The following is an 18724-nucleotide window of genomic DNA, read 5'->3' as shown; positions in this document are numbered from 1 at the left end:
TTACACCATGAAAAAGCTCGTCCCCGATCCCCCCTCGTCCTATCGCGATCCCGCCCTCAAGGCCGCCAACGCCACCCTGCGCGTGGCTCTGGCCCGGCAACCGCTGGACCCCGCGCTGTTCCAGCTCACGACCCAAGCCAAACCCGTTTCCCCCGACTCGCTGTTCAGCGTGCGCGAAGGCATCAACGCCGAAGAAGCCCTGGTGCATGTGGCGCTGCTGCTCAAATGCGCCGAAGAGGTCTGCGATGAAATCACCCAACAGGGCAGCGGCCTGGAGCGCGGGCTGATCTGGTCCATGGTGCATTCGGTGGAGATGGCCCGCGCCGTGGTGGAGGCCTTGCTCGACGGCCAACGCGGGCCTTGAATCCGGGCATTTCCTGATACGTTTTGTCGGCAGGGTCCGATTGACTGAGCTTTTTTCACGGCACAGTCTGTCGGACCTTTTTCGTCATTTCCCTATAGGAGCTACCCGATGCCCTTCGCGACCATCGATGGACAACCATTGCACTACCTTGACCAGGGCCAGGGGCCGGTGGTGTTCCTGGCCGGCAGTTATTTGTGGGACACGAGCATGTGGGCACCGCAGATCGAGGCGTTGTCGGCGCAGTACCGGGTGATTGCGGTGGACCTGTGGGGCCACGGCCAGTCCGGGCCGTTGCCGGCAGGCACCGCGTCGCTGGACGATGTGGCGCGGCAGATGCTGGCCTTGCTCGATCATTTGCAGATCGAACGGGTGACCCTGGTGGGCTTGTCGGTGGGCGGCATGTGGGGCGCGCGTCTGGCCCTGGCGGCGCCGCAGCGCATCGACGGGTTGGTGCTGATGGACACTTACCTGGGCGCCGAGCCTGCGCCGACCCGGCAGTATTACTTTTCCCTGTTCCAGCAGATCGAGGACAGCGGCCTGATCGCCGAGCCGCTGCTGGATATCGTGGTGCCGATCTTCTTCCGTCCGGGGATCGATCGGCAGTCGGCGCTGTTCCAGGATTTTCGTGCCAGCCTCGCGGCACTGCCGGCCGAGCGCCTGCGCCAGAGCGTGATTGCCATGGGGCGCATCACTTTCAGCCGGGCGGATGTGCTGGATCAGCTGCAGCACCTGGATGGGCCGAACACCTTGCTGCTGTGTGGTGATCAGGACAAGCCGCGACCACCTGCGGAAACCCTCGAGATGGCCGAACGCATTGGCTGCCCATACCAGCTGGTTCCTGACGCGGGGCATATTTCCAGCCGGGAAAACCCGGAGTTCGTGACCCGGGCCTTGTTGGCGTTTTTACAGCGCAACGGCTGAAGCCTGACTCTCTTGCCGTAGGAGCTGGCTTGCCAACGAAGAGGCCTGCAAGCCAGGTGCCCGCCTGACGGGCGCTTTCGCCGGCAAGCCGGCTCCTACGGGGAAGGGGCGGGGTTATTTGGGGCCGAGGATCTGGGTCAGTTTGCCCGGGGCCGGGGCGCCTTGCTGCTGTTGCAACTCGCCCTTGTCGTCGAGGTAGAAGATCGCCGGGGTCGCCGACAGCTCCAGCTCTTCCATCAGTTTCATGTTGGCGTCGAGCTTGGCCTGCACCGCTGCGGGAATGCTGGCCAGGGGTTTCAGGGCGCTGCCCTTGCCGGCCTTTTCGTGATCCTGCAGGGCCTGCTGCGGGTCCTTGGCGGCCAGCAGGGCGGCGGATTTGCCCGGGCTGTCTTCGCGGATGATGCCCACCATGATATGCCGCAACTGCACTTTGCCAGCCTTGACCCAGGGCCGCGCCTGTTCCCAGAACATGTTGCAGTAGGGGCAGTTGGGGTCGCTGAACAGGTAGACGATGCGTGGTGCATCGGCCTTGCCGTCGGCGATCCAGTTGCTCTTTTCCAGGTTGCCCCAGACTTCCTTGGCCATGGGTGCGTAGACCAGTTTCTGCAACGGTTCGGCGCTCAGGTCCTTGCCGTCGGCATCGTAGAGGTTGCCCAGCAGCACGTGCTTGCCGTCAGGGGTGAGGTACAGGGTCATGCCGCGGTTCTGGTACTGCGCGGCGTAGCCCTTGAGGCCGTCCGGGGCGTCGAAGCTGCCGATGATCTTGGCACCTTTTTCTTCGATCTTGCGGATGGGCGCAGGCAGTTCCTCGGCCTGTAGCAGCGGAGCGTTGAGCAACGCCGCGCCCAAAGACAGGCTCAGCAAGTGGCGGATGAAGGGCATGGCAGTTTCCTTGAAGGGGCGACCGAGGTCGGGTGGGCGCCGTCGAAGTTTTCCAGGGCTCGGGCCAGGCTGGCTTCCGAGAGTTCCCCCAGGTGGCTGCCCAGCAGGCGGCCATCGGCGCTATAAAACAGCGTAGTCGGCAGGGCCATGGAGCCCACGGCCTTGCCCAGGCGGCCACTGCCGTCGAACAGCACGTTGTTCAGGTTCAGGTCCTGGGTGGCCAGGAAGGTGCTGACGCTTTGCATGCTTTCAGCCTGGTTGACGAACAGGAAGGTCAGGTCCGGGCGTTGTTGCTGGGCTCGTTCCAGTACCGGCATCTCCCGCCGGCACGGTGGGCACCAGGTGGCCCAGAGGTTGATCACCAGCGGGCCACCCTGGTAGTCGGTGAGTTGCACGGTTTCGCCGGCGGCGTTGCGCAGGGCCACTTCCGGCAGGCGCGTGCCCTGGTCGTAGAGGGTCAGGGCCAGGGTGGCCAGCAGCCAGAAGGCCAGGCCACTGGCCACCCCGGCACCCAATGGGCGGCGCAGCGCCGGGCGTTTCCAGCCCCAGGCCAGGGCCGCCAGGAGCATGACGATCACCCCCGGCCAGGCCAGGAAGCCGCCGTCGCGCAGGTCGATGATCATCCACAGGTCGTGCTGGTAGTGCTTCCAGTAAGCGAGCACGAAACTGACCCGGGCGGCGAGCATGCCCAAAAGGAACAGGCTGAACAGCACGGATTCGGGGTTGTCACCGCCGCGCTTGGCCACGCGCCAGCCCACCAGGGTGGCCAGGGCCAGGGCACTGATCAGCAGCAGGTGGTTGAGGGCGATGGCAAAGGTGCCGATGGTAAAGGTCAGCATCAACGGGCTTCCCGGGTCTGGGTCCAGCGTTGCAGGAAGGCGTTGGCATCCACTTCGCCGGTGATGCGCTGGCTGCGGCGTTCACCGCCGTCCGGGCCAATCCACAGCATGCTCGGTGGCCCCGGCACCTTGTAGCGGCTCAGGAGCTCGCGGCCGTCGGCGTTGTCCAGGGTCACGTCCAGGCGCAGCAGGCGCACATCCTTCAGGGCCTCCAGCACCTGAGGCTGGCCGAACACGGTTTTCTCCATGATCTTGCAGGACACGCACCAGTCGGCGTAGTAGTCCAGCAGCACCCACTGGCCCTGGGCCCGGGCGCTGTCCAGGGCGCCTTGCAGCTCGGCGGGGGACTTCACCGTGGTGAAGGCATCATGGGCCGTGACGCTATTGGCCACAGGGCCACCGCTGTAGACCTTAAGCGGCCGCCACAGGTCGTCGCCGCCACCGGCGGCACCCACCAGCAGCATGCCGCCCCAGGCCGCGAACAGCAGCGCGCCGGCACCGAACAGGTGTATCAATCGGCCGGCAATCGCCCGTTGCTGCCAGGCGCAGTAGGCCACCACCAGAGCCAGGGCGCCCCACAGCCCCATCCACAGGCCGGGGTTCAGTACCGGGCGCAGCATGTAGATGGCGGTGCCCAGGAACAGGATGCCGAATACACCCTTGAGCAGGTTCATCCACGGGCCGGGCTTGGGCAGGAAGCGGTTGCCCAGGGTCACCAGCAGCAACAGCGGCAGGCCGATGCCCAGGCCCAGGGCGAACAGTGCCAGGCCGCCAAACAGCGCGTTGCCGGTCTGGGCGATGTACAGCAGGCCGCCGGCCAGTGGCGCGGTCATGCACGGGCCCACCAACAGGGCCGACAGCGCGCCGAGAATGCCGCAGCCAATCAGGCTGCCGCCCTGGCGCTGGCGGCTGGCGCCTTCCAGGCGGTCGCGCAGCAGGGCCGGCATCTGCAGCTCGAAGAAGCCGAACATCGGCAGCGACAGCAGCACGAACAGCGCGGCGAAGCTGCCCAGGACCCAGGGTTGTTGCAGCCAGGCTTGCAGGTTGCTGCCCAAAAGGGCGGCGATTACCCCCATGCCGGCATACACCAGGGCCATGCACAGCACATAGCTTGAGGCCAGGGCCAGGCCCCGGCGCGGGCTGGCGCCGCTGCCCACCACCATGCCGGCCAGAATCGGCAGCATCGGCAGCGAGCAGGGGGCGAAGGCCAGCAGCAGGCCGAAACCGAAGAAGGCCAGCAGGCCCAGGCCCCAGGATTTGTGTTGCAGGTCATTGGCCAGCAACTGGTCCTGGGCCGAGCCATTGCTGGTGGTCGCGACGTTGCTGGCGGCCACTGCCGGCGCACCGCCCAGGTCCACTTCCAGGGTTTGCGGCGGGTAGCACAGGCCGGCATCGGCGCAGCCTTGCCAGCCCAGCTTGACCTTGCCGCTGGCGGCGGCCGGCAGCTTCACTTCCAGGCCCTGGCGATACACCGTCTGCTGGCCGAAAAATTCGTCGCTGTGGTCTTCACCGGCCGGCAGGGTGGGTTGCAGCTCTGGCGCCACGCCGTCGAATTTCAGGCGCTTCTGATACAGGTAGTAGCCGTCGGCGATCTGCCAGAACAGCTGGGTTTCCCCTGAAGGCAGGCGCTCGGAGGTGAAGACGAAGGCCTTGCCCACCGGCAGGAAGTCGGGCTTGACCTCGAACGGGTTGTTGCCGGCGTGCGCCAGTGTGGTGAAGAGCATGAACAACAGGAGAAACAATCGACGCATGGCCAAGCCTTAAACCGGTGCAAGTTGCGAGCACAATGGCCGGTCCTGATTAACCGATGATTAACCATACTTGGCTTGTGGCCAGGAAACGGCGGGCATAATGTCCGCTTAATCCGCAGCCCGCTTAATCAACGCCTTTGTACAGGACCGACCATGCACGTACTTGTCTGTGAAGATGATGAGCTGATTGCCAGCGGGATAGTCGCCGGCCTCACGGCCCAGGGCCTGACGGTCGAGCATGTGGCCACCGCTTCGGCAGCGCGGGCCATGCTCGGCGTGGCCGATTTCGACGTGATGGTACTGGATCTTGGCCTGCCGGATGAAGACGGTTTGAAGCTGCTCAAGCAGCAGCGCCAGCAGGGCCTGGAGATTCCGGTGCTGATCCTCACCGCCCGCGACTCGGTGACCGACCGGGTCGATGGCTTGCAGGCCGGTGCCGACGATTACCTGCTCAAGCCCTTCGACCTGCGGGAACTGGCGGCGCGCCTGCACACCTTGCTGCGCCGGGTGGCGGGGCGCAGCGTCAACCTGATCGAGCACGGGCGCCTGACCTATGACCCGAGCACCCGGGAAACCCTGCTCGGCGGCCAACCGGTGGACCTCTCGCGGCGCGAGCAATCCCTGCTCCAGGCGCTGCTGCACAACCGTGGCCGGGTGCTGTCCAGCGAGCAACTCAAGGACAGCGTCTACGGTTTCAACGATGAGCTGGAGAGCAACGCGCTGAATGTGCACATCCACCACCTGCGGCGCAAACTCGGCAACGGCATCGTCGAAACCGTGCGCGGCCTCGGCTATCGCCTGGGCCCGGCCGACGGTGAGGAGAACCGCTAAGTGAGAAGCCTGCGCCTGCGCCTGAGCATGACCCTGGGCGCTGCCTTCATCCTGATCTGGGCCCTGGCCGCGGCCTGGATGCTCAGTGACCTGCGCAACCAGATGATGTTTTCCCTGGACCAGCGCCTGGTCGCTTCGGCGCGCATGGTCGCCGGGCTGCTGGAGCAGATGCCGGCGCTGCCGTCCCATGGCCCGAGCAACCAGATCAACAGCGCAGCCCTGACCATCCCCGGCGGCATGGCCTGCCAGGTCAGTTCCCTGCGCGGGCAGATCCTGGCCCGCAGCCACAGCACTCCGGAGCACCCGCTGGAAGCCGAGAAGCTGGGCTTTCACGACCAGATGATCGACGGCGCGCCCTGGCGCACCTTCACCCTGGTGCGCGGCGACATGCGCATCACCACCGCGGATCGCCAGGTCGAGCGCGAAGCCCTGAACATGTCGGTGCTGCTGGCGGCTTCGGTGCCGGTGGGCGTGGCCCTGCTCGGCTGCCTGTGGCTGCTGTGGCTGGGCATCGGCCAGAGCCTGGCCCCGCTGAACCGGATTCGTGACGCGCTGATGCGCCGCAGCGCCGACTCCCTGGAACCGTTGCAGATCCAGCCCATGCCCAGCGAGCTGCGGCCGCTGCTGGAAACCCAGAACCAGCTGTTCCAGCGCATTGCCAAGACCATCGAGCGTGAACGCCGCCTGACCGGTGACGCCGCCCACGAATTGCGCAGCCCGCTGACCGCGATCAAGACCCACCTGCAAGTGGCGCGCATGACCGAAGGTGCGGCCCGGGATCAGTCCCTGGCCCGGGCCGAGGAGGGCGCCGACCGCATGCACCGCACCCTGGAGCAGCTGCTGTTGCTGGCCCGGGTCGAGGGCAGCCTGTCGTTCGACGACGGCGTGCACTGTACTGCCGAACAGGTGGCGCGCCTGGCGATCCAGGACGCCGCCGTGGGCGCTCGGGCCCGGGTCAAGCTGCATATGCACGGCAAGGCCGGCGAGGCTGCGGTGGAAATGCCCTCGACCCTGGCCATCGCTGCCTTGCGCAACTTGCTGGACAACGCACTGCGCCACACCCCTGAAGAATGCCCGGTGGAGCTGAACCTGGAGACAGTCGGCGCCCGGGTGCGTTTCCAGGTCCGCGACCATGGTTCGGGCATTCCCGCGCAAGACTTGCAGCACCTGACCCAGCGCTTCTGGCGCGACAGCCAGAGCAGTGGCTGTGGCCTGGGCCTGGCGATTGTCCAGGCCATCGTCCAGCGTTGCGGTTGCGAGCTGAATTTCGATAGCCGCCCCGATGGCCTGCGAGTCGAGCTGACCCTGCCTGCCCACCGCGCCTGACCCATCACCGTCCACTGTAGGAGCTGGCTTGCCAGCGAAGGGGCCCTTGAGACCGCCTTCGCCAGCAAGCTGGCTCCTACGGGGCGGCATGTGCAATTTCCTCGCCCCGGGGTGTAAATCCCCACCGCGCTGAAGCGTTTTTAGAACAGGAAAACCTGTCAGTGCGCGCCCGCGCTTGGGCTGCGCATCCGGCCGGTGGCCGTTTTGCTCAAATTGCAGCGTGAGGGTTCGAGACATGTCAGCCGTTACCAGCCTGATGGAAGATTCGCCGGTGGGCCTTGGCGCCGCCCCGCAAGAGACGCTTTACCAGTTCGACGAGTCGCCCCTGCTGGCCCGCCAGAGCCGCCAGGAATCCAATGCCCGCAGTTATCCACGGCGCATTCCCCTGGCCCTGAAGCGGGCCAGCGGCATCCACGTTGAGGACGTCGAGGGCCGGCGTTTCATCGATTGCCTGGCCGGTGCCGGGACTTTGGCCCTGGGCCACAATCACCCGGTGGTGATCGCCGCGATCCAGCAGGTGCTGGCCGATGAATTGCCGCTGTTGACCCTGGACCTGACCACCCCGGTCAAGGACCAGTTCGTCCAGGACCTGTTCGGCCTGTTGCCCGAGGCCCTGGCTGGCGAGGCCAGGATCCAGTTCTGCGGCCCCACCGGCACCGATGCCGTGGAAGCCGCGCTGAAGCTTACGCGCACCGCTACCGGGCGCAGCACCGTGCTGTCGTTCCAGGGCGGTTACCACGGCATGAGCCAGGGTGCGCTGAGCCTGATGGGCAGCCTGGGGCCCAAGCGCGCCCTGGCCGGGATGCTGAACAACGGCGTGCAGTTCCTGCCGTTCCCCTATGACTACCGCTGCCCGTTCGGGCTGGGGGGCGCCGAAGGGGTCAAGGTCAACCTGCATTACCTGGAAAACCTGCTCACCGATCCGGAAGCCGGGGTGGCCCTGCCAGCGGCAGTGATTGTCGAGGCGGTGCAGGGCGAGGGCGGGGTGATCCCGGCCGACCTGGAATGGCTGCAAGGTGTGCGCCGCATCACCGAGAAGGCCGGGGTGGCATTGATCGTCGATGAAATCCAGAGCGGCTTCGGTCGCACCGGCAAGATGTTCGCCTTTGAGCACGCGGGGATCATTCCCGATGTGGTGGTGATGTCCAAGGCCATCGGCGGCAGCCTGCCGCTGGCGGTGATGGTCTATCGCGACTGGCTCGACACCTGGCAGCCGGGTGCCCACGCCGGCACCTTCCGCGGCAATCAGATGGCCATGGCCACCGGTTCCGCGGTGATGCGCTACCTCAAGGAACACCGGGTGCCCGAGCACGCGGCGGCCATGGGCGAGCGCTTGCGCGAGCACCTGCTGATCCTGCAGCGCGACTTCCCGCAACTGGGGGATATCCGTGGTCGTGGCCTGATGCTCGGGGTGGAACTGGTGGACCCGGCCGGCGTGCCGGATGCCCAGGGCCATCCACCCCAGCATGCGCGCCTGGCACCGCTGGTGCAGCGCGAATGCCTCAAGCGCGGGCTGATCCTGGAGCTGGGCGGGCGCCACGGCGCCGTGGTGCGTTTCCTGCCGCCGCTGGTAATCACCGCAGCGCAGATCGACCAGGTGGCCCAGATCTTCAGCAAAGCCGTAGCGGCGGCAGTGGCCAGCCTCTAATTTTTTGCCCCGCCGTTTCGTTCCTTCTACACAACCGCCGTGCGCTGAGCGCGGCGAACCTTATCAGTGATGGAGACAAGCAATGACTTCAGTATTCGACCGTGAGGACATCCTGTTCCAGGTGGTGGTCAACCATGAAGAGCAATACTCGATCTGGCCCGACTACAAGGCCGTGCCCCAGGGCTGGCGCACTGTGGGCAAGAGCGGTTTCAAGAAGGACTGCCTGGCCTACATCGAAGAAGTCTGGACCGACATGCGCCCCCTGAGCCTGCGCCAGAAGATGGACCAGCAGGCCGTAGCCGGCTGATCTGTAGCCGCTGCCGAGCCTGCGAGGCTGCGCAAAGGGCCGCAGGACCTTCAGCGATCTCAAGAGCAGCGCCTCCTACGGAGCCGTTCGCAGCCTGCGGCAGCGGCTACAAAGATCCCGGATCAAGATTGTTCTGTAGCCGCTGCTGAGCTATGGCGAAGCTGCGCAAAGGGCCGCAGGACCTTCAGCGATCTCAAGGGCAGCGCCTCCTGCGGAGCCGTTCGCAGCCTGCGGCAGCGGCTACAGAGGCGCTGCCTTCTTGAGCTTGGCGGTTTTTCACGCCGGGCGATCAGCCCCCGCGCTTGACGGCCTGCAAGGTGTAGCTCAGTGGCAGGCGCCATGGCGCTTCCTTGAGTCGCCATTCGCCGCGTTCATCCACCACCATCTGCCCGGGCAGGGCTTCCCAGGGGATGCTCTGGTGCTCCACCAGTCCCGTGATGTCCAGGCCCTGGGCCAGCAAGGCGCTGATGATCTCTCCCAGGCCGTGGTTCCATTCGTGGGTCATGGTGGCCTTGAGGGGGCTGTCGGTTTCCACGTAGGTGTTTTCGTCGTCCCAGACCAGAGGCTCGCGGGTTTCGAAGTAGGGCAGTTCCACCCGCAATGAGTCGTGGTGATCTTCGTTGATGGCCCAGAGCATCGGGTGGCCTTCGCGGATGAACAGCCGGCCACCGGGCTTGAGCAGGGCGCCGACGGTCTGCGCCCAGCGCTCGATGCTCGGCAGCCAGCACAGGGCGCCGATGCCGGTGTAGACCAGATCGAAGTTGCCTTGGGGCAGTACCTCGGTGGCCAGGAACACGTCGGACTCGTGGTAGTCGATAGGCGTATTGCAGCGTCGGGCCAGGGTCCGGGCTTCCGCCAGGGACGCCGGGGAAAAATCCACGCCGCTCATCTGCGCGCCGAGGCGGGCCAGGGACAGGGTGTCGGTGCCGATATGGCATTGCAGATGCACCCCGCGCAGGCCTCGGATATCCCCCAGCAAGGGCCGGTCGAACTGCACCACGTCGGACAGATAGCCGGTTTCGTCGACAAAACGCTGCACCGCGTAGTCCGCCGAGGCGGCATGCAGGGGCGCGCGTTCGTCCCAGTTGGTCTTGTTGAGTTTTACGTAGTCGCTCATGGCGCGGGCTTCTTCTCTGGGCTTTTGGCGAAGCGCAGACTAGCACCGGAAAATGCGCGCGATCTTGAGGGAATATGTAAGCGGCCCCGGCCCCCTGACCCCGACTGTAGGCGCTGCCGAGCCATGGCGAAGCTGCGCCAAGGTCCGCAGGACCTTCAGCGATCTCAAGAGCAGCGTCTCCTGCACAGCCGTTCGCAGCCTGCGGCAGCGGCTACAGACTCAGGGCCTGGGTGACTTTCTGCAGGTTGCCTTCCAGTTCGGCGAGCGGGTCGGCGCTGTCGGTTTCCAGCACCAGTAGCTGGCTGCCGCCGGCGCTGATGGCGGCTTTCAGTGCATCGGACGGCTGGCGGTGGTGCAGGACCAGGGCCACATCGTTGTCCTTGAGCCGGGCTTGCAGCTTTTTCAGGGCCTCGGGGGTCCATTCGTTGTCGGCCCGGGCGTCCACTTCCAGCAGTTCCAGGTTCAGGCCACTGACCAGGTACCCGAAGTGCTCGGAGAGGCTCAGCACGCTGAGGTTGTCGGCCTCGGCCAGGCGCGCTTCGCTGTCGGCGCTGAGTTTCAGCAGGCGCTGTTTGAGGCCCGCCAGGTTGCTTTCGATCTGCGGTTTGGCTTCGGGCGCCAGCCGCGCGAGGTCCGCCGCCAGCACGTCGGCCATGCGCCCCAGGTTGTTGCTGGACAGCCAGGGCTGGGCGTTGAGCCCGTCGCTCTTGCCCGGTTGCAGGGCCACCCCGGGCAGGGCGCCGTCCACCGGGCGTGCAGCGTCGATCTCGACGATGCGGATGTTGCTGCGCCGGGCGTTGGGGTACAGCGGGTCGTCCGGCCAGATCGAGCGCAGGCCGATCACTGCGTCGGCATTGAGTGCCAGCTTGGCCAGGGCCGGAGCGCCACGCCCGGTGAAATAGGCAGTCTGCCGCGAGCCCGGCAGGTTGGCCGGGGCGGCCCGTTCCAGCTTGATGTCGGTACCCTGCAGCAGGATCTGCCCCAGGCCGAAAGTTACCGGCAGGGAAGCCAGCACCGTCGGTGATTTGCTTGAGGTGGCGCTGTGCAGCGCGGTGTTGCCCATGCCGTGGTTGGCGACCACGCGCATCGGTTCGAAGTGGTCGCGCTCGGCCAGGGCCGGAGTACTGATCAGGCCGCCGAGGGCCAGGGCCAGGGTCAGGCGACGCAGTGACAGGTGAGGCAATGAACTGTGCATTTATCCGATATTCCCTTTCAGGCTGGGGACAGTGCCGCGAGCGATGGCGGCCAGGGCGAAGGCGACACCGGCCACCAGGATGATCGCGGCGCCGGAGGGCACCGGCAGGTCGAAGACGATGGGTAGCAGGATGCCGCACAGGGTGCTGACGGTGGCGATGCTCACCGAGATCCAGAAGAAGCCCTTGAGCGACTGGCTCAGCAGGCGTGCCGCGGCGGCCGGAATCACCAGCAGGGCGCCTACCAGGATGGCGCCGATGACTTTGACCGCGGCCACGGTGATCAGGGTCACCAGGATCACGAACAGGTAGTCCAGGGCCTTCACCGCTACGCCGCGTACCGCCGCCAGCTGCGGGTTGAAGCTGGCCAGCATGATGCGGTTGTACAACGGCAGGCTCAGGCCCAGCACCAGGGCGCCGACGATCAGCAGCACCAAGAGGTCGCTGCCGTTGACCGTGAGCACCGAGCCGAACAGCACGTTTTCCAGGATGTGCACGTTGATCTTGCCGGCGAGGATCAGCAGCAGGCTGGCGCCCAGGGCCAGGGACACCGAAAGGAACACGCCGATCAGGGTGTCCGGGGCCAGGCCGGTGCGGTTGCGCAGGTAGTTGAGCAGGATGCCGAACAGCAGGCAGTAGCCGAACAGGCTGCCGTAGGGGCCGGTGTAGGGTTCGCCCAGGAGGATGCCGATGGCCACCCCGGTCAGCGCCGCGTGGCCCACGGCTTCGGAGAAGAAGGCGAAGCGCTTGACCACCACCAGGGTACCCAGGCCGCCCAGCACCGGGCCGATCAGCAGCCCGGCCAGCAGGGCGTTGACCACGAACCCGTAGGCCAGGGCTTCGGGCAGGTAGCCGGCCGAAGCCCAGCCCTGGACCATCAGGCGAAAAGCTTCATAGGTCATCAGGCGGCGCTCCCGGCGGCTCGTGGATGGGTGGAGAACAGGCTGAGCAGGCGCTCCGGGGTCAGGGTCTGCTGCGCCGGGCCGTCGAACAGCACCCGACGGTTGAGGCCGGTGACCCGGTCCGCCAGGCGGCCCACGGCCTCCAGGTCGTGCTCGATCCACAACAGGGTGATGCCGCTCTGGCGCCAGTCGTGGAGCAGTCGTTCGAAGACCTGGATGCCGGCCTCGTCCAGGGCCGACATCGGCTCATCCAGTACCAGCAGTTGCGGTGCCGGGATCAGGCCCTGGGCCAGCAGTACCCGCTGGCGTTCACCGCCGGACAGGGCGCCCATGCGCCGCTTGCGCTTGTCCTGCATGCCGACTCGTTCCAGGGCCTCGCCAATGGCTTGGGCGTAGTGCCGGCTGAGGCCGAGAAAGGCCGGGCGGCGCTGGCACATGGCGGCCATGAAGTCGTCCACGGTCATGGGCAGGCCGCGGTCGAACTCCAGGGCCTGGGGCACGTAGCCGATGGTGCCGGGGGCATCCGGCCACTGCAGGCGCAACTGGCCCTGGTGCGGCATCTGCCCCAGCAGGGTCTTGATCAGCGAACTCTTGCCGCCGCCGTTGGGGCCCACCAGGGCGTGCACGCTGCCGGGCTGCACCTGGAAGGCGACGCGATCGAGGATGGTGGTGCGGCCCAGGGTCAGGCTGACCTGGTCGAACTCGATGGCCGGGCCCCGCAGCAGGGTCTCGATGGCGGTCATGCCCCGGCCTCCTGGATGGCCCGGACCACGGTGTCGAGGTTGCCCTTCATTTCCTTCTCGTACTTGTCGGCGCTGTAGTCGCCGTAGGAAATGTGCGACAGCGGGTAGAGCTTGACCCCGGATTCGCGCTGGATGGTGTCGACGTAGGTGGAGGGGAAGTCCATCTCCGAGAAGATCACCTTGACGTCCAGTTCCCGCAGTTGGTCGATGGTCTTTTTCAGCTGACTGGGGCTGGGCTCGATGCCGTGGGCCGGCTCCACCACTGCGGTGACTTGCAGGCCGAACTCGCGCAGCAGGTAGTCGTAGGCAGCATGCACCGTGGCCACCCGCAGGTCGGCGTTGGGTGCCTGGGTCAGCTTGGCCAGGGCGTCGGCGCGCATCTGCCGCAGGCGCTTGCCGTAGGCCCGGGCGTTCTGGGTGTAGGTCTTGGCGTTGGCCGGGTCCATCTTGCCCAGCTCCCGGGCGATGTTGTTGACCTGGGCGATGGAGGCGCTGATGGAGAGGAAGGTGTGCGGGTTGACCACTTTGCCGGCGCCCCGGGCGGCGACGCCGGTGGCGGCCAGCAGCGGCACGTTTTCGTTGGCTTCGATCACCGGGATGTCCGGGCGCTCGCTGGCGGCGATCATGCGGTCGGCGAAGTCATCGTGGCCCACGCCGTTGAGCACTATCACGTCCAGGGTGCCGATGCGCTTGATGTCCTCGGCCCGGGGTTCGTAGGCGTGGGGGTTGAAGCCGGCGGGAATCAGCGGCACCACCTCGGCCTTGTCACCGACGATATTGGCCACGTAGCTGTAGTAGGGGTGCAGGGTGATGCCGATGCGCAGGCGCTTGGCCGGGTCGGCGCTGGCCAGGGGGCTGAGCATCAGGGCCAGCAGACTGACCAGCAGCACCTGCAGAAAGGGGCGGCGTTGAGATGAAATAGGCATGGGCAAGCGGTCTTCTCTCGGGTGAATGCGAATGATCAGTGGCGATGCTGGCGGGTCACTCCGGCATCGAATTGCGCCACCACCTGTTGCCAGCCGGCGGCGGCCAGTGGTTCGTCGCCCAGGTCAGCGGGCAGGGCGGCGGAAGGGGCGCGGTTGAGCCAGATATCCACCTGGGTGTCATCTTCGGCGTCGATGCGCATCAGAAAGGAGCCGGCCACTTGCGGGTTCTGGCTCAGACCCAGGTAGGCCTGGTTCTGCACTGTCCAGATATGGCCACCGCGGCTCACCGAGCTGGCGTCCTGGGCGAAGGGGGCGAAGCCTTCGCCGGCCAGTTCCTCGGGGGTCGGCAGGTCCTGGCTTTCGGCTCGCAGCAGGTGGATTTCGTCGAGGGTCACCCGCAGGTCGGCATAGATGCCCTGCTCGCCGGCGCTGAGGTCGCGGCGCGCGTCCAGCTGGTGGCTGGCGACACTGCCGGTCGCGGTTTCTTCGCCGCGCCACAGCACCACGGTGGCAGCCACACTCAGAATCAGTGCACACAGCAACAGCACATAGAGGGTTTCATGGCCGGCGCCGGCGGGGCGCACGACCTGGGTGGTGGCAGGAGTCATGGGGCCTCGATATCCGCTTGGTCGATCTCGACCACGTGGCCGGGGCCCGCATCGAAGAGTACGTAGAACTCGCTGGAAGGTTTCTTGAAGGTCAGGGTCGAGTCGGCCCCCAGCTTGCCCGGCACCAGGATGGTTTCGTCGTAGCCGATCACGTCCAGGGTCACCCCCGGGGCGCCGCTGCCATCGGAAAAACCACCGGTGCAGCGGATCTGCTCGGCGTCTATGGCCTTGCACTCGCACATCGGGTTGTGGGCCAGGGCGCTGTGGCTGAAGGCGCCGCCCAGCAACAACAGGGCCAGGGCGCCAAGGCGCCGTGGGAATACTGCGCAACTCATCGTTTGCCTCCTTGTTTTTCGAGCCAGGCCACGGTGGCGGGTGACGCCTGGCTCAGGGGAATGGATGCCTGGTGCATGCTGCCGTCCCAGCCTTCCATGGTGATCCACAGCTCGGAATCGGCCTTGGTCTTTTCCGGGATGGGCAGGCTGGCGCCCATGCGGTACGGGCTGCCGAAGAAAATCACCCCGGCGGCCCGCAGGCTGCGGGGCTTGCCGATGCGCAGGTAGGTGGCCTTGACCGGCTCGATGCAGGCCTGGCACAGGGCGGCGTTGAAGCTTTTCAGGTAACCGGCGGGGCCATCGCTGCGTGGCGCTTCGTTGCGCATTTCCGCCAGGCGCAGGCTCCAGGGGCCGACCTGGATTTCGCCGATCTCCCGTTCACCCAGGCCGCTTTCGCCGCGAAACAGGGCAACGTCGGCGAAGTATTTGGGCATGAAGCCCAGGGGAATCAGCAACAGCAGGATGTTCAGGTGAAAGCGCCACTTGTGCCAGAGCCGGCTCAGGTTCGAAGGCGCGGCGGCGGTGCTGGTCTGGCTCACAGGGTGCTCTCCGAGGTTTCGGCGCTCATGGCCGGGGCGGGTGCCTGGGCGGGTTTGCTGGCGGGGCGCGCACGGGCGGCCTTTTCTTCGCGCTTGAGGGCGTTGGCGGTGGCCAGGGCGGTGCGCTTGGTCCAGATCAGCAGGCCGCTGAGGACCATCATGCTCAGCACCAGGCCGAAGAAGAACCAGATCAGCTTGATCCAGAGGCCGCCGAAATCACCGGTGTGCAACGGGCGCATGGATTCGGTGACGAACTCCAGGGTGTTGCGGTCCGCCAGCAGGTGCGAGGTGTCCAGGGAGCCGGTATAGGGGTTGATGTTGGCCGTCTGGTACATCAGCGGATACCAGCCGCGGCCGCCGACATACAGGTGGCTGTAGGCGTTGCTCGGCAGGCTGACGAAGCTGATGTCGAAGCCGGGGATTTTCTGTGTGGCAATGCCGATGGCCTGGTCCAGGCCGATCATCGGCGCCGGGCTGCCATCGCCCGTGGTCGGCACTTGCTCGCGGGCGATCACCGGGACCACGGGTTCGCTGGAGATACTGATGTGGTTGTCCGAGAGAATCGCTTCGATCATGAACCAGGTGCCGGTGATGGAGATCACCGCGATGAACCAGATCGACCAGATGCCGCTCAGGCGATGGAAATCACCCCAGAAGATCCGTGCGCCGTGGCGCAGGCGCAGGGTCGGCTTGAGAAAGCCTTTCCAGAACTTCTTGTAGACCACCAGCCCGGTGATCAGCGACACCAGCATGGGCAGGCCCAGCAAGGACACCAGGTACCAGCCCCAGCTGTAGCCGTTGGTGAAGGGCACCAGCCACCAGCCGTGCAGGGCGCGGGTGAAGCCCTGGAAATCGAACTGCGGGCTGGTGCCCTGGATCACCCCGGTGTAGGGGTTGACGTAGAGCGTCGGCGAGCGGCCGTCCGGGTAGCTGACACTGACACTCAGGGCGAAGTGGCTTTCATCCGGGGTGACGATGGTGTCCACCCGGGTCTGGGGTTCGGCGCGCTTGATGGCCTGGACGATCTGGTCGTAATTCAGCGGTTGTGCGTCATCGCTGGGCTTGCTGGCGCGCACGTCGGGGTTGGCCAGCCACACGATCTCCTGGCTGACCACCGCCAGGGTGCCGGTGACGCAGACAATCAGCACAAAGAACCAGATGGGCAGGGCCAGCCAGCTGTGCACCAGAAACCAGATTTTTGAACGGGACTTCTTCGACATTGAATGGGCGTCTTGATTCGAGGAATGGAGCGGCACTGGAACCCGGGACCGGGCCCGGGACAAAAAGCGCCGGGCATAGCCTGGGCCAACGCGGCCTGCTGCATCTAATTAAGACGAATGAGAATCGTAAATCCCGAAAGGCGATATGAAAGTAAATGTTACGAAGCTGCGAAACCCTCGTGAAAGCCGCTGCTTGACTGGTTTGGCCAATGCCCATGGCCCCGTAGGAGCGGGCTCGCCCGCGAACGGGGCCGCGAGACGCCTTCGCCGGCAAGCCGGCTCCTACAGGGGCAGGCTCAGCCGGCCTGTTGCTGGAACATTTCCCGGGCCCGTCGGCCGATTTCCTCGGCGCTCAGTTCCTCCTTGCGGCTGGCGAGGAACCACACATGCCCGAAAGGGTCGCGCAGGCTGCCGCTGCGATCGCCGTAGAACTGGTCCTTGACTGCCGACACTTCGGTGCCGCCCGCGGCGATCGCCTGGGCAAAGCGGCTGTCGACATCTTCCACATACAGGTGCAGCCCGACCGACGTCTTGTGGGCTTCCGGGCTGCCCATCGGGGTTTGTTCGCAAGGGCTGCCGAGCATGATGGCCGAACCGCCGATGCGCAGTTCGGCATGGCCGACCCTGCCGTCGGGCATGTCCAGGCGCATGATCTGCACCGCGTCGAAGGCCTTCTTGTAGAACTCGATGGCCTCGGCGGCGCGCTGGATGCCCAGGTAGGGGGTGACGCCGCTGAAACCTTCGGGAATGGGATTGACGCTCATCAGGGATTCTCCTTGATCTTGTTGTTGGGGGCGACGCTGACGCCGCGTGGAGCAGGCTTCACTCTATACCCGGGCCCTTGCCTGCCTGGCACGGGCCGACGAGGTGTCGTCCAGGCAACACTGGCCTACTGTTGGCCCATCAACAGCGTTCCAGCAATCTGCCCGGCAGAGGGCCTGATGCAGGGGCGAAATAACCACCCAAGTCCTTGAATTCATGGGGGCAGGCTTTAGGCACAGAAGCTGCAATGAGCGGCAGTCACCTTCATTCGCCCGAGAGCGCCGTATGCCTGCATTGCCTGAATCTGCCGTTTATCCCCTGCACACTCCCGCTGCCCATGTGATCCGCGATGGCGCCGAAGCCCTGGCCGTGGCCCGGCAAGTGGCCGCGATCCTGCTGGAGCAGGACGCCGAGCGCGACCGTACCCGGGAAGTACCGGCGCAGGTGGTCGACCTGTACTCCAACAGTGGCTTGTGGGGCATCAGCGTGCCTCGCGAATTCGGCGGCGCCCAGGTGTCCTATGCGGTGCTGGCCGAGGTCATCGCGATCATTTCCGCTGCCGACCCGTCCCTGGGGCAGATCCCGCAGAACCACTACTGCCTGCTGGAAGACATCCGCCTGCAGGGCACGCCGGAGCAACAGGCGCACTTTTTCGCCCTGGCCCTGCAAGGCCATCGCTTTGCCAATGCGTTGTCGGAAACCGGCGGCAAGAACGTCCAGGACATCCAGGCCACTGTCCGCCGCTCGGGTGACGGTTATGTGATCAATGGCCGCAAGGGCTACTGCACCGGTTCGCTGTATGCCCATTGGCTGGCAGTGCTGGCCCTGGACGAGCAGGGCAGGGGCCAGCTGGCCTTCGTGCCCCGGGGCAGCGAGGGGCTGGCGGTGATCGACGACTGGGACAGCATCGGCCAGCGCACCACCTCCAGTGGCACCGTACTGGCCCAGGACCTCAAGGTGCCGGCCTTCAACCTGTTTCCCACCTACCGTTCCTACGAAAGCCCGACCCTGGCCGGGCCCTTCGCCCAGCTGACCACGGCCGCCATCGACGCCGGGATTGCCCGGGCGGCGCTGCGCGACACCATCGCCTTCGTGCGTGAGCATGCCCGGCCGTGGATCGATGCCGGGGTGGAGAAGGCCAGTGAAGACCCGCTGACCATCATCCAGGTGGGGGCCCTGGACATTCGCCTGGAAGCCGCCGAGGCCCTGCTGGAACGGGCCGGCCTGGCCCTGGACGCGGCCCGCCCGGCACCCGATGAAGACAATGTGGCCCGGGCCTCCCTGGCGGTGGCCAAGGCCAAGGTGCTGACCACCGAAATCGCCATCGAGGCCAGCAATAAACTGTTCGAACTGGGGGGCACCCGTTCCACCCTCAAGCGCCACAACTTCGACCGCCACTGGCGCAACGCCCGGGTGCATACCCTGCACGACCCGGTGCGCTGGAAATACCACGTGGTGGGCAACTGGCTGCTCAACGACATCAAGCCACCGCGCCATGACTGGTCCTGAA

The 18724-nt window shown here is 66.0% G+C and carries 19 protein-coding genes and 1 pseudogene; 7 read left to right on the top strand and 13 right to left on the bottom strand.

All coding sequences use genetic code 11. The annotated features are described in order from the left end of the window. Nucleotides 1–7: 7 nt before the first annotated feature. Nucleotides 8–364 carry a DUF6124 family protein gene (locus tag AC07R1_RS28815; RefSeq protein WP_495111179.1) on the top strand — a complete coding sequence of 119 codons (357 nt, stop codon included), beginning with the start codon at nucleotides 8–10 and terminating at the stop codon, nucleotides 362–364. Between the two features lie 108 nt (nucleotides 365–472). Continuing rightward, entirely contained in the window at nucleotides 473–1285 is an 813-nt protein-coding gene (locus tag AC07R1_RS28810) for an alpha/beta fold hydrolase (RefSeq protein ID WP_495111178.1), read from the top strand. Nucleotides 1286–1399: 114 nt separating this feature from the next. Here the strand turns inward: AC07R1_RS28810 and dsbG are convergent, their stop codons facing one another. Genes dsbG through dsbD form a run of 3 tightly spaced genes read right to left on the bottom strand, consistent with a single transcriptional unit; the run spans nucleotide 1400 to nucleotide 4757 of the window. Then, nucleotides 1400–2167 (bottom strand): thiol:disulfide interchange protein DsbG, encoded by a 768-nt coding sequence (dsbG, locus tag AC07R1_RS28805; RefSeq protein WP_011062459.1) that lies wholly within the window; start codon nucleotides 2165–2167, stop codon nucleotides 1400–1402. Next, nucleotides 2143–3006: a TlpA disulfide reductase family protein gene (locus AC07R1_RS28800; protein ID WP_011062458.1), complete on the bottom strand. Its 864-nt coding sequence runs from the start codon at nucleotides 3004–3006 to the stop codon at nucleotides 2143–2145. The genes dsbG and AC07R1_RS28800 overlap by 25 nt, the downstream gene beginning before the upstream one ends. Beyond that, nucleotides 3006–4757: a protein-disulfide reductase DsbD gene (gene dsbD / locus AC07R1_RS28795; RefSeq protein WP_495111177.1), complete on the bottom strand. Its 1752-nt coding sequence runs from the start codon at nucleotides 4755–4757 to the stop codon at nucleotides 3006–3008. The genes AC07R1_RS28800 and dsbD overlap by 1 nt, the downstream gene beginning before the upstream one ends. 153 nt (nucleotides 4758–4910) lie before the next feature. Between dsbD and AC07R1_RS28790 the strand changes: the two genes are divergently transcribed. From AC07R1_RS28790 to AC07R1_RS28775, 4 genes are all read left to right on the top strand, one after another. Next, complete coding sequence (locus AC07R1_RS28790) at nucleotides 4911–5588, top strand: response regulator (RefSeq protein WP_011062456.1); 678 nt, start codon at nucleotides 4911–4913, stop codon at nucleotides 5586–5588. Beyond that, a complete protein-coding gene (locus AC07R1_RS28785; RefSeq protein WP_011062455.1) occupies nucleotides 5589–6914 on the top strand; it encodes an ATP-binding protein in 1326 nt (441 codons plus the stop codon). It abuts the gene before it with no gap. A 235-nt stretch (nucleotides 6915–7149) separates the two neighbouring features. Continuing rightward, nucleotides 7150–8562: an aspartate aminotransferase family protein gene (locus AC07R1_RS28780; protein ID WP_495111176.1), complete on the top strand. Its 1413-nt coding sequence runs from the start codon at nucleotides 7150–7152 to the stop codon at nucleotides 8560–8562. An 82-nt stretch (nucleotides 8563–8644) separates the two neighbouring features. Next, complete coding sequence (locus AC07R1_RS28775) at nucleotides 8645–8869, top strand: MbtH family protein (protein ID WP_011062453.1); 225 nt, start codon at nucleotides 8645–8647, stop codon at nucleotides 8867–8869. Between the two features lie 289 nt (nucleotides 8870–9158). Here AC07R1_RS28775 and AC07R1_RS28770 read toward each other — a convergent pair whose 3' ends face one another. The 10 genes and pseudogenes from AC07R1_RS28770 to AC07R1_RS28725 form a co-directional block, all read right to left on the bottom strand. Next, a complete protein-coding gene (locus tag AC07R1_RS28770; protein ID WP_072442915.1) occupies nucleotides 9159–9986 on the bottom strand; it encodes a class I SAM-dependent methyltransferase in 828 nt (275 codons plus the stop codon). A 211-nt stretch (nucleotides 9987–10197) separates the two neighbouring features. Then, entirely contained in the window at nucleotides 10198–11181 is a 984-nt protein-coding gene (locus AC07R1_RS28765) for a metal ABC transporter solute-binding protein, Zn/Mn family (RefSeq protein ID WP_011062451.1), read from the bottom strand. Then, complete coding sequence (locus AC07R1_RS28760) at nucleotides 11182–12081, bottom strand: metal ABC transporter permease (protein ID WP_047288112.1); 900 nt, start codon at nucleotides 12079–12081, stop codon at nucleotides 11182–11184. After that, the gene (locus AC07R1_RS28755; RefSeq protein ID WP_015636481.1) at nucleotides 12081–12824 is read right to left on the bottom strand and encodes a metal ABC transporter ATP-binding protein; all 744 of its coding nucleotides are present in this window, start codon (nucleotides 12822–12824) and stop codon (nucleotides 12081–12083) included. The genes AC07R1_RS28760 and AC07R1_RS28755 overlap by 1 nt, the downstream gene beginning before the upstream one ends. Beyond that, nucleotides 12821–13750 carry a metal ABC transporter substrate-binding protein gene (locus AC07R1_RS28750; protein ID WP_011062448.1) on the bottom strand — a complete coding sequence of 310 codons (930 nt, stop codon included), beginning with the start codon at nucleotides 13748–13750 and terminating at the stop codon, nucleotides 12821–12823. The genes AC07R1_RS28755 and AC07R1_RS28750 overlap by 4 nt, the downstream gene beginning before the upstream one ends. Nucleotides 13751–13785: 35 nt before the next feature. After that, nucleotides 13786–14358, bottom strand: coding sequence for a DUF6162 family protein (locus tag AC07R1_RS28745; protein ID WP_015636479.1), 573 nt, complete (start codon nucleotides 14356–14358; stop codon nucleotides 13786–13788). Next, a pseudogene (locus tag AC07R1_RS28740) lies at nucleotides 14355–14688 on the bottom strand (hypothetical protein). The gene AC07R1_RS28745 and the pseudogene AC07R1_RS28740 overlap by 4 nt, the downstream one beginning before the upstream one ends. Before the next feature lies 1 nt (nucleotide 14689). Continuing rightward, entirely contained in the window at nucleotides 14690–15232 is a 543-nt protein-coding gene (locus AC07R1_RS28735; RefSeq protein WP_011062445.1) for a PA2404 family protein, read from the bottom strand. After that, nucleotides 15229–16452: a PepSY-associated TM helix domain-containing protein gene (locus AC07R1_RS28730; protein WP_053159635.1), complete on the bottom strand. Its 1224-nt coding sequence runs from the start codon at nucleotides 16450–16452 to the stop codon at nucleotides 15229–15231. The genes AC07R1_RS28735 and AC07R1_RS28730 overlap by 4 nt, the downstream gene beginning before the upstream one ends. 296 nt (nucleotides 16453–16748) lie before the next feature. Next, nucleotides 16749–17216, bottom strand: coding sequence for a VOC family protein (locus AC07R1_RS28725; RefSeq protein WP_011062443.1), 468 nt, complete (start codon nucleotides 17214–17216; stop codon nucleotides 16749–16751). Between the two features lie 283 nt (nucleotides 17217–17499). Here AC07R1_RS28725 and AC07R1_RS28720 point away from each other — a divergent pair, with 283 nt between their 5' ends. Then, nucleotides 17500–18723, top strand: coding sequence for an SfnB family sulfur acquisition oxidoreductase (locus tag AC07R1_RS28720; RefSeq protein WP_047337435.1), 1224 nt, complete (start codon nucleotides 17500–17502; stop codon nucleotides 18721–18723). Nucleotide 18724: the final 1 nt, after the last annotated feature.

The organism is Pseudomonas sp. GW821-FHT07F01 (genome assembly GCF_059418825.1).
This window is presented reverse-complemented; position numbering and strand designations above follow the sequence as displayed.

Excerpts from the sequence above, each read along its gene's own strand:
- AC07R1_RS28815 (WP_495111179.1), top strand. The coding sequence starts at position 8 with ATGAAAAAGCTCGTCCCCGATCCCCCCTCGTCCTATCGCGATCCCGCC.
- AC07R1_RS28810 (WP_495111178.1), top strand. The coding sequence starts at position 473 with ATGCCCTTCGCGACCATCGATGGACAACCATTGCACTACCTTGACCAG.
- dsbG (WP_011062459.1), bottom strand. The coding sequence starts at position 2,167 with ATGCCCTTCATCCGCCACTTGCTGAGCCTGTCTTTGGGCGCGGCGTTG.
- AC07R1_RS28800 (WP_011062458.1), bottom strand. The coding sequence starts at position 3,006 with ATGCTGACCTTTACCATCGGCACCTTTGCCATCGCCCTCAACCACCTG.
- dsbD (WP_495111177.1), bottom strand. The coding sequence starts at position 4,757 with ATGCGTCGATTGTTTCTCCTGTTGTTCATGCTCTTCACCACACTGGCG.
- AC07R1_RS28790 (WP_011062456.1), top strand. The coding sequence starts at position 4,911 with ATGCACGTACTTGTCTGTGAAGATGATGAGCTGATTGCCAGCGGGATA.
- AC07R1_RS28780 (WP_495111176.1), top strand. The coding sequence starts at position 7,150 with ATGTCAGCCGTTACCAGCCTGATGGAAGATTCGCCGGTGGGCCTTGGC.
- AC07R1_RS28775 (WP_011062453.1), top strand. The coding sequence starts at position 8,645 with ATGACTTCAGTATTCGACCGTGAGGACATCCTGTTCCAGGTGGTGGTC.
- AC07R1_RS28770 (WP_072442915.1), bottom strand. The coding sequence starts at position 9,986 with ATGAGCGACTACGTAAAACTCAACAAGACCAACTGGGACGAACGCGCG.
- AC07R1_RS28765 (WP_011062451.1), bottom strand. The coding sequence starts at position 11,181 with ATGCACAGTTCATTGCCTCACCTGTCACTGCGTCGCCTGACCCTGGCC.
- AC07R1_RS28760 (WP_047288112.1), bottom strand. The coding sequence starts at position 12,081 with ATGACCTATGAAGCTTTTCGCCTGATGGTCCAGGGCTGGGCTTCGGCC.
- AC07R1_RS28755 (WP_015636481.1), bottom strand. The coding sequence starts at position 12,824 with ATGACCGCCATCGAGACCCTGCTGCGGGGCCCGGCCATCGAGTTCGAC.
- AC07R1_RS28750 (WP_011062448.1), bottom strand. The coding sequence starts at position 13,750 with ATGCCTATTTCATCTCAACGCCGCCCCTTTCTGCAGGTGCTGCTGGTC.
- AC07R1_RS28745 (WP_015636479.1), bottom strand. The coding sequence starts at position 14,358 with ATGACTCCTGCCACCACCCAGGTCGTGCGCCCCGCCGGCGCCGGCCAT.
- AC07R1_RS28730 (WP_053159635.1), bottom strand. The coding sequence starts at position 16,452 with ATGTCGAAGAAGTCCCGTTCAAAAATCTGGTTTCTGGTGCACAGCTGG.
- AC07R1_RS28725 (WP_011062443.1), bottom strand. The coding sequence starts at position 17,216 with ATGAGCGTCAATCCCATTCCCGAAGGTTTCAGCGGCGTCACCCCCTAC.
- AC07R1_RS28720 (WP_047337435.1), top strand. The coding sequence starts at position 17,500 with ATGCCTGCATTGCCTGAATCTGCCGTTTATCCCCTGCACACTCCCGCT.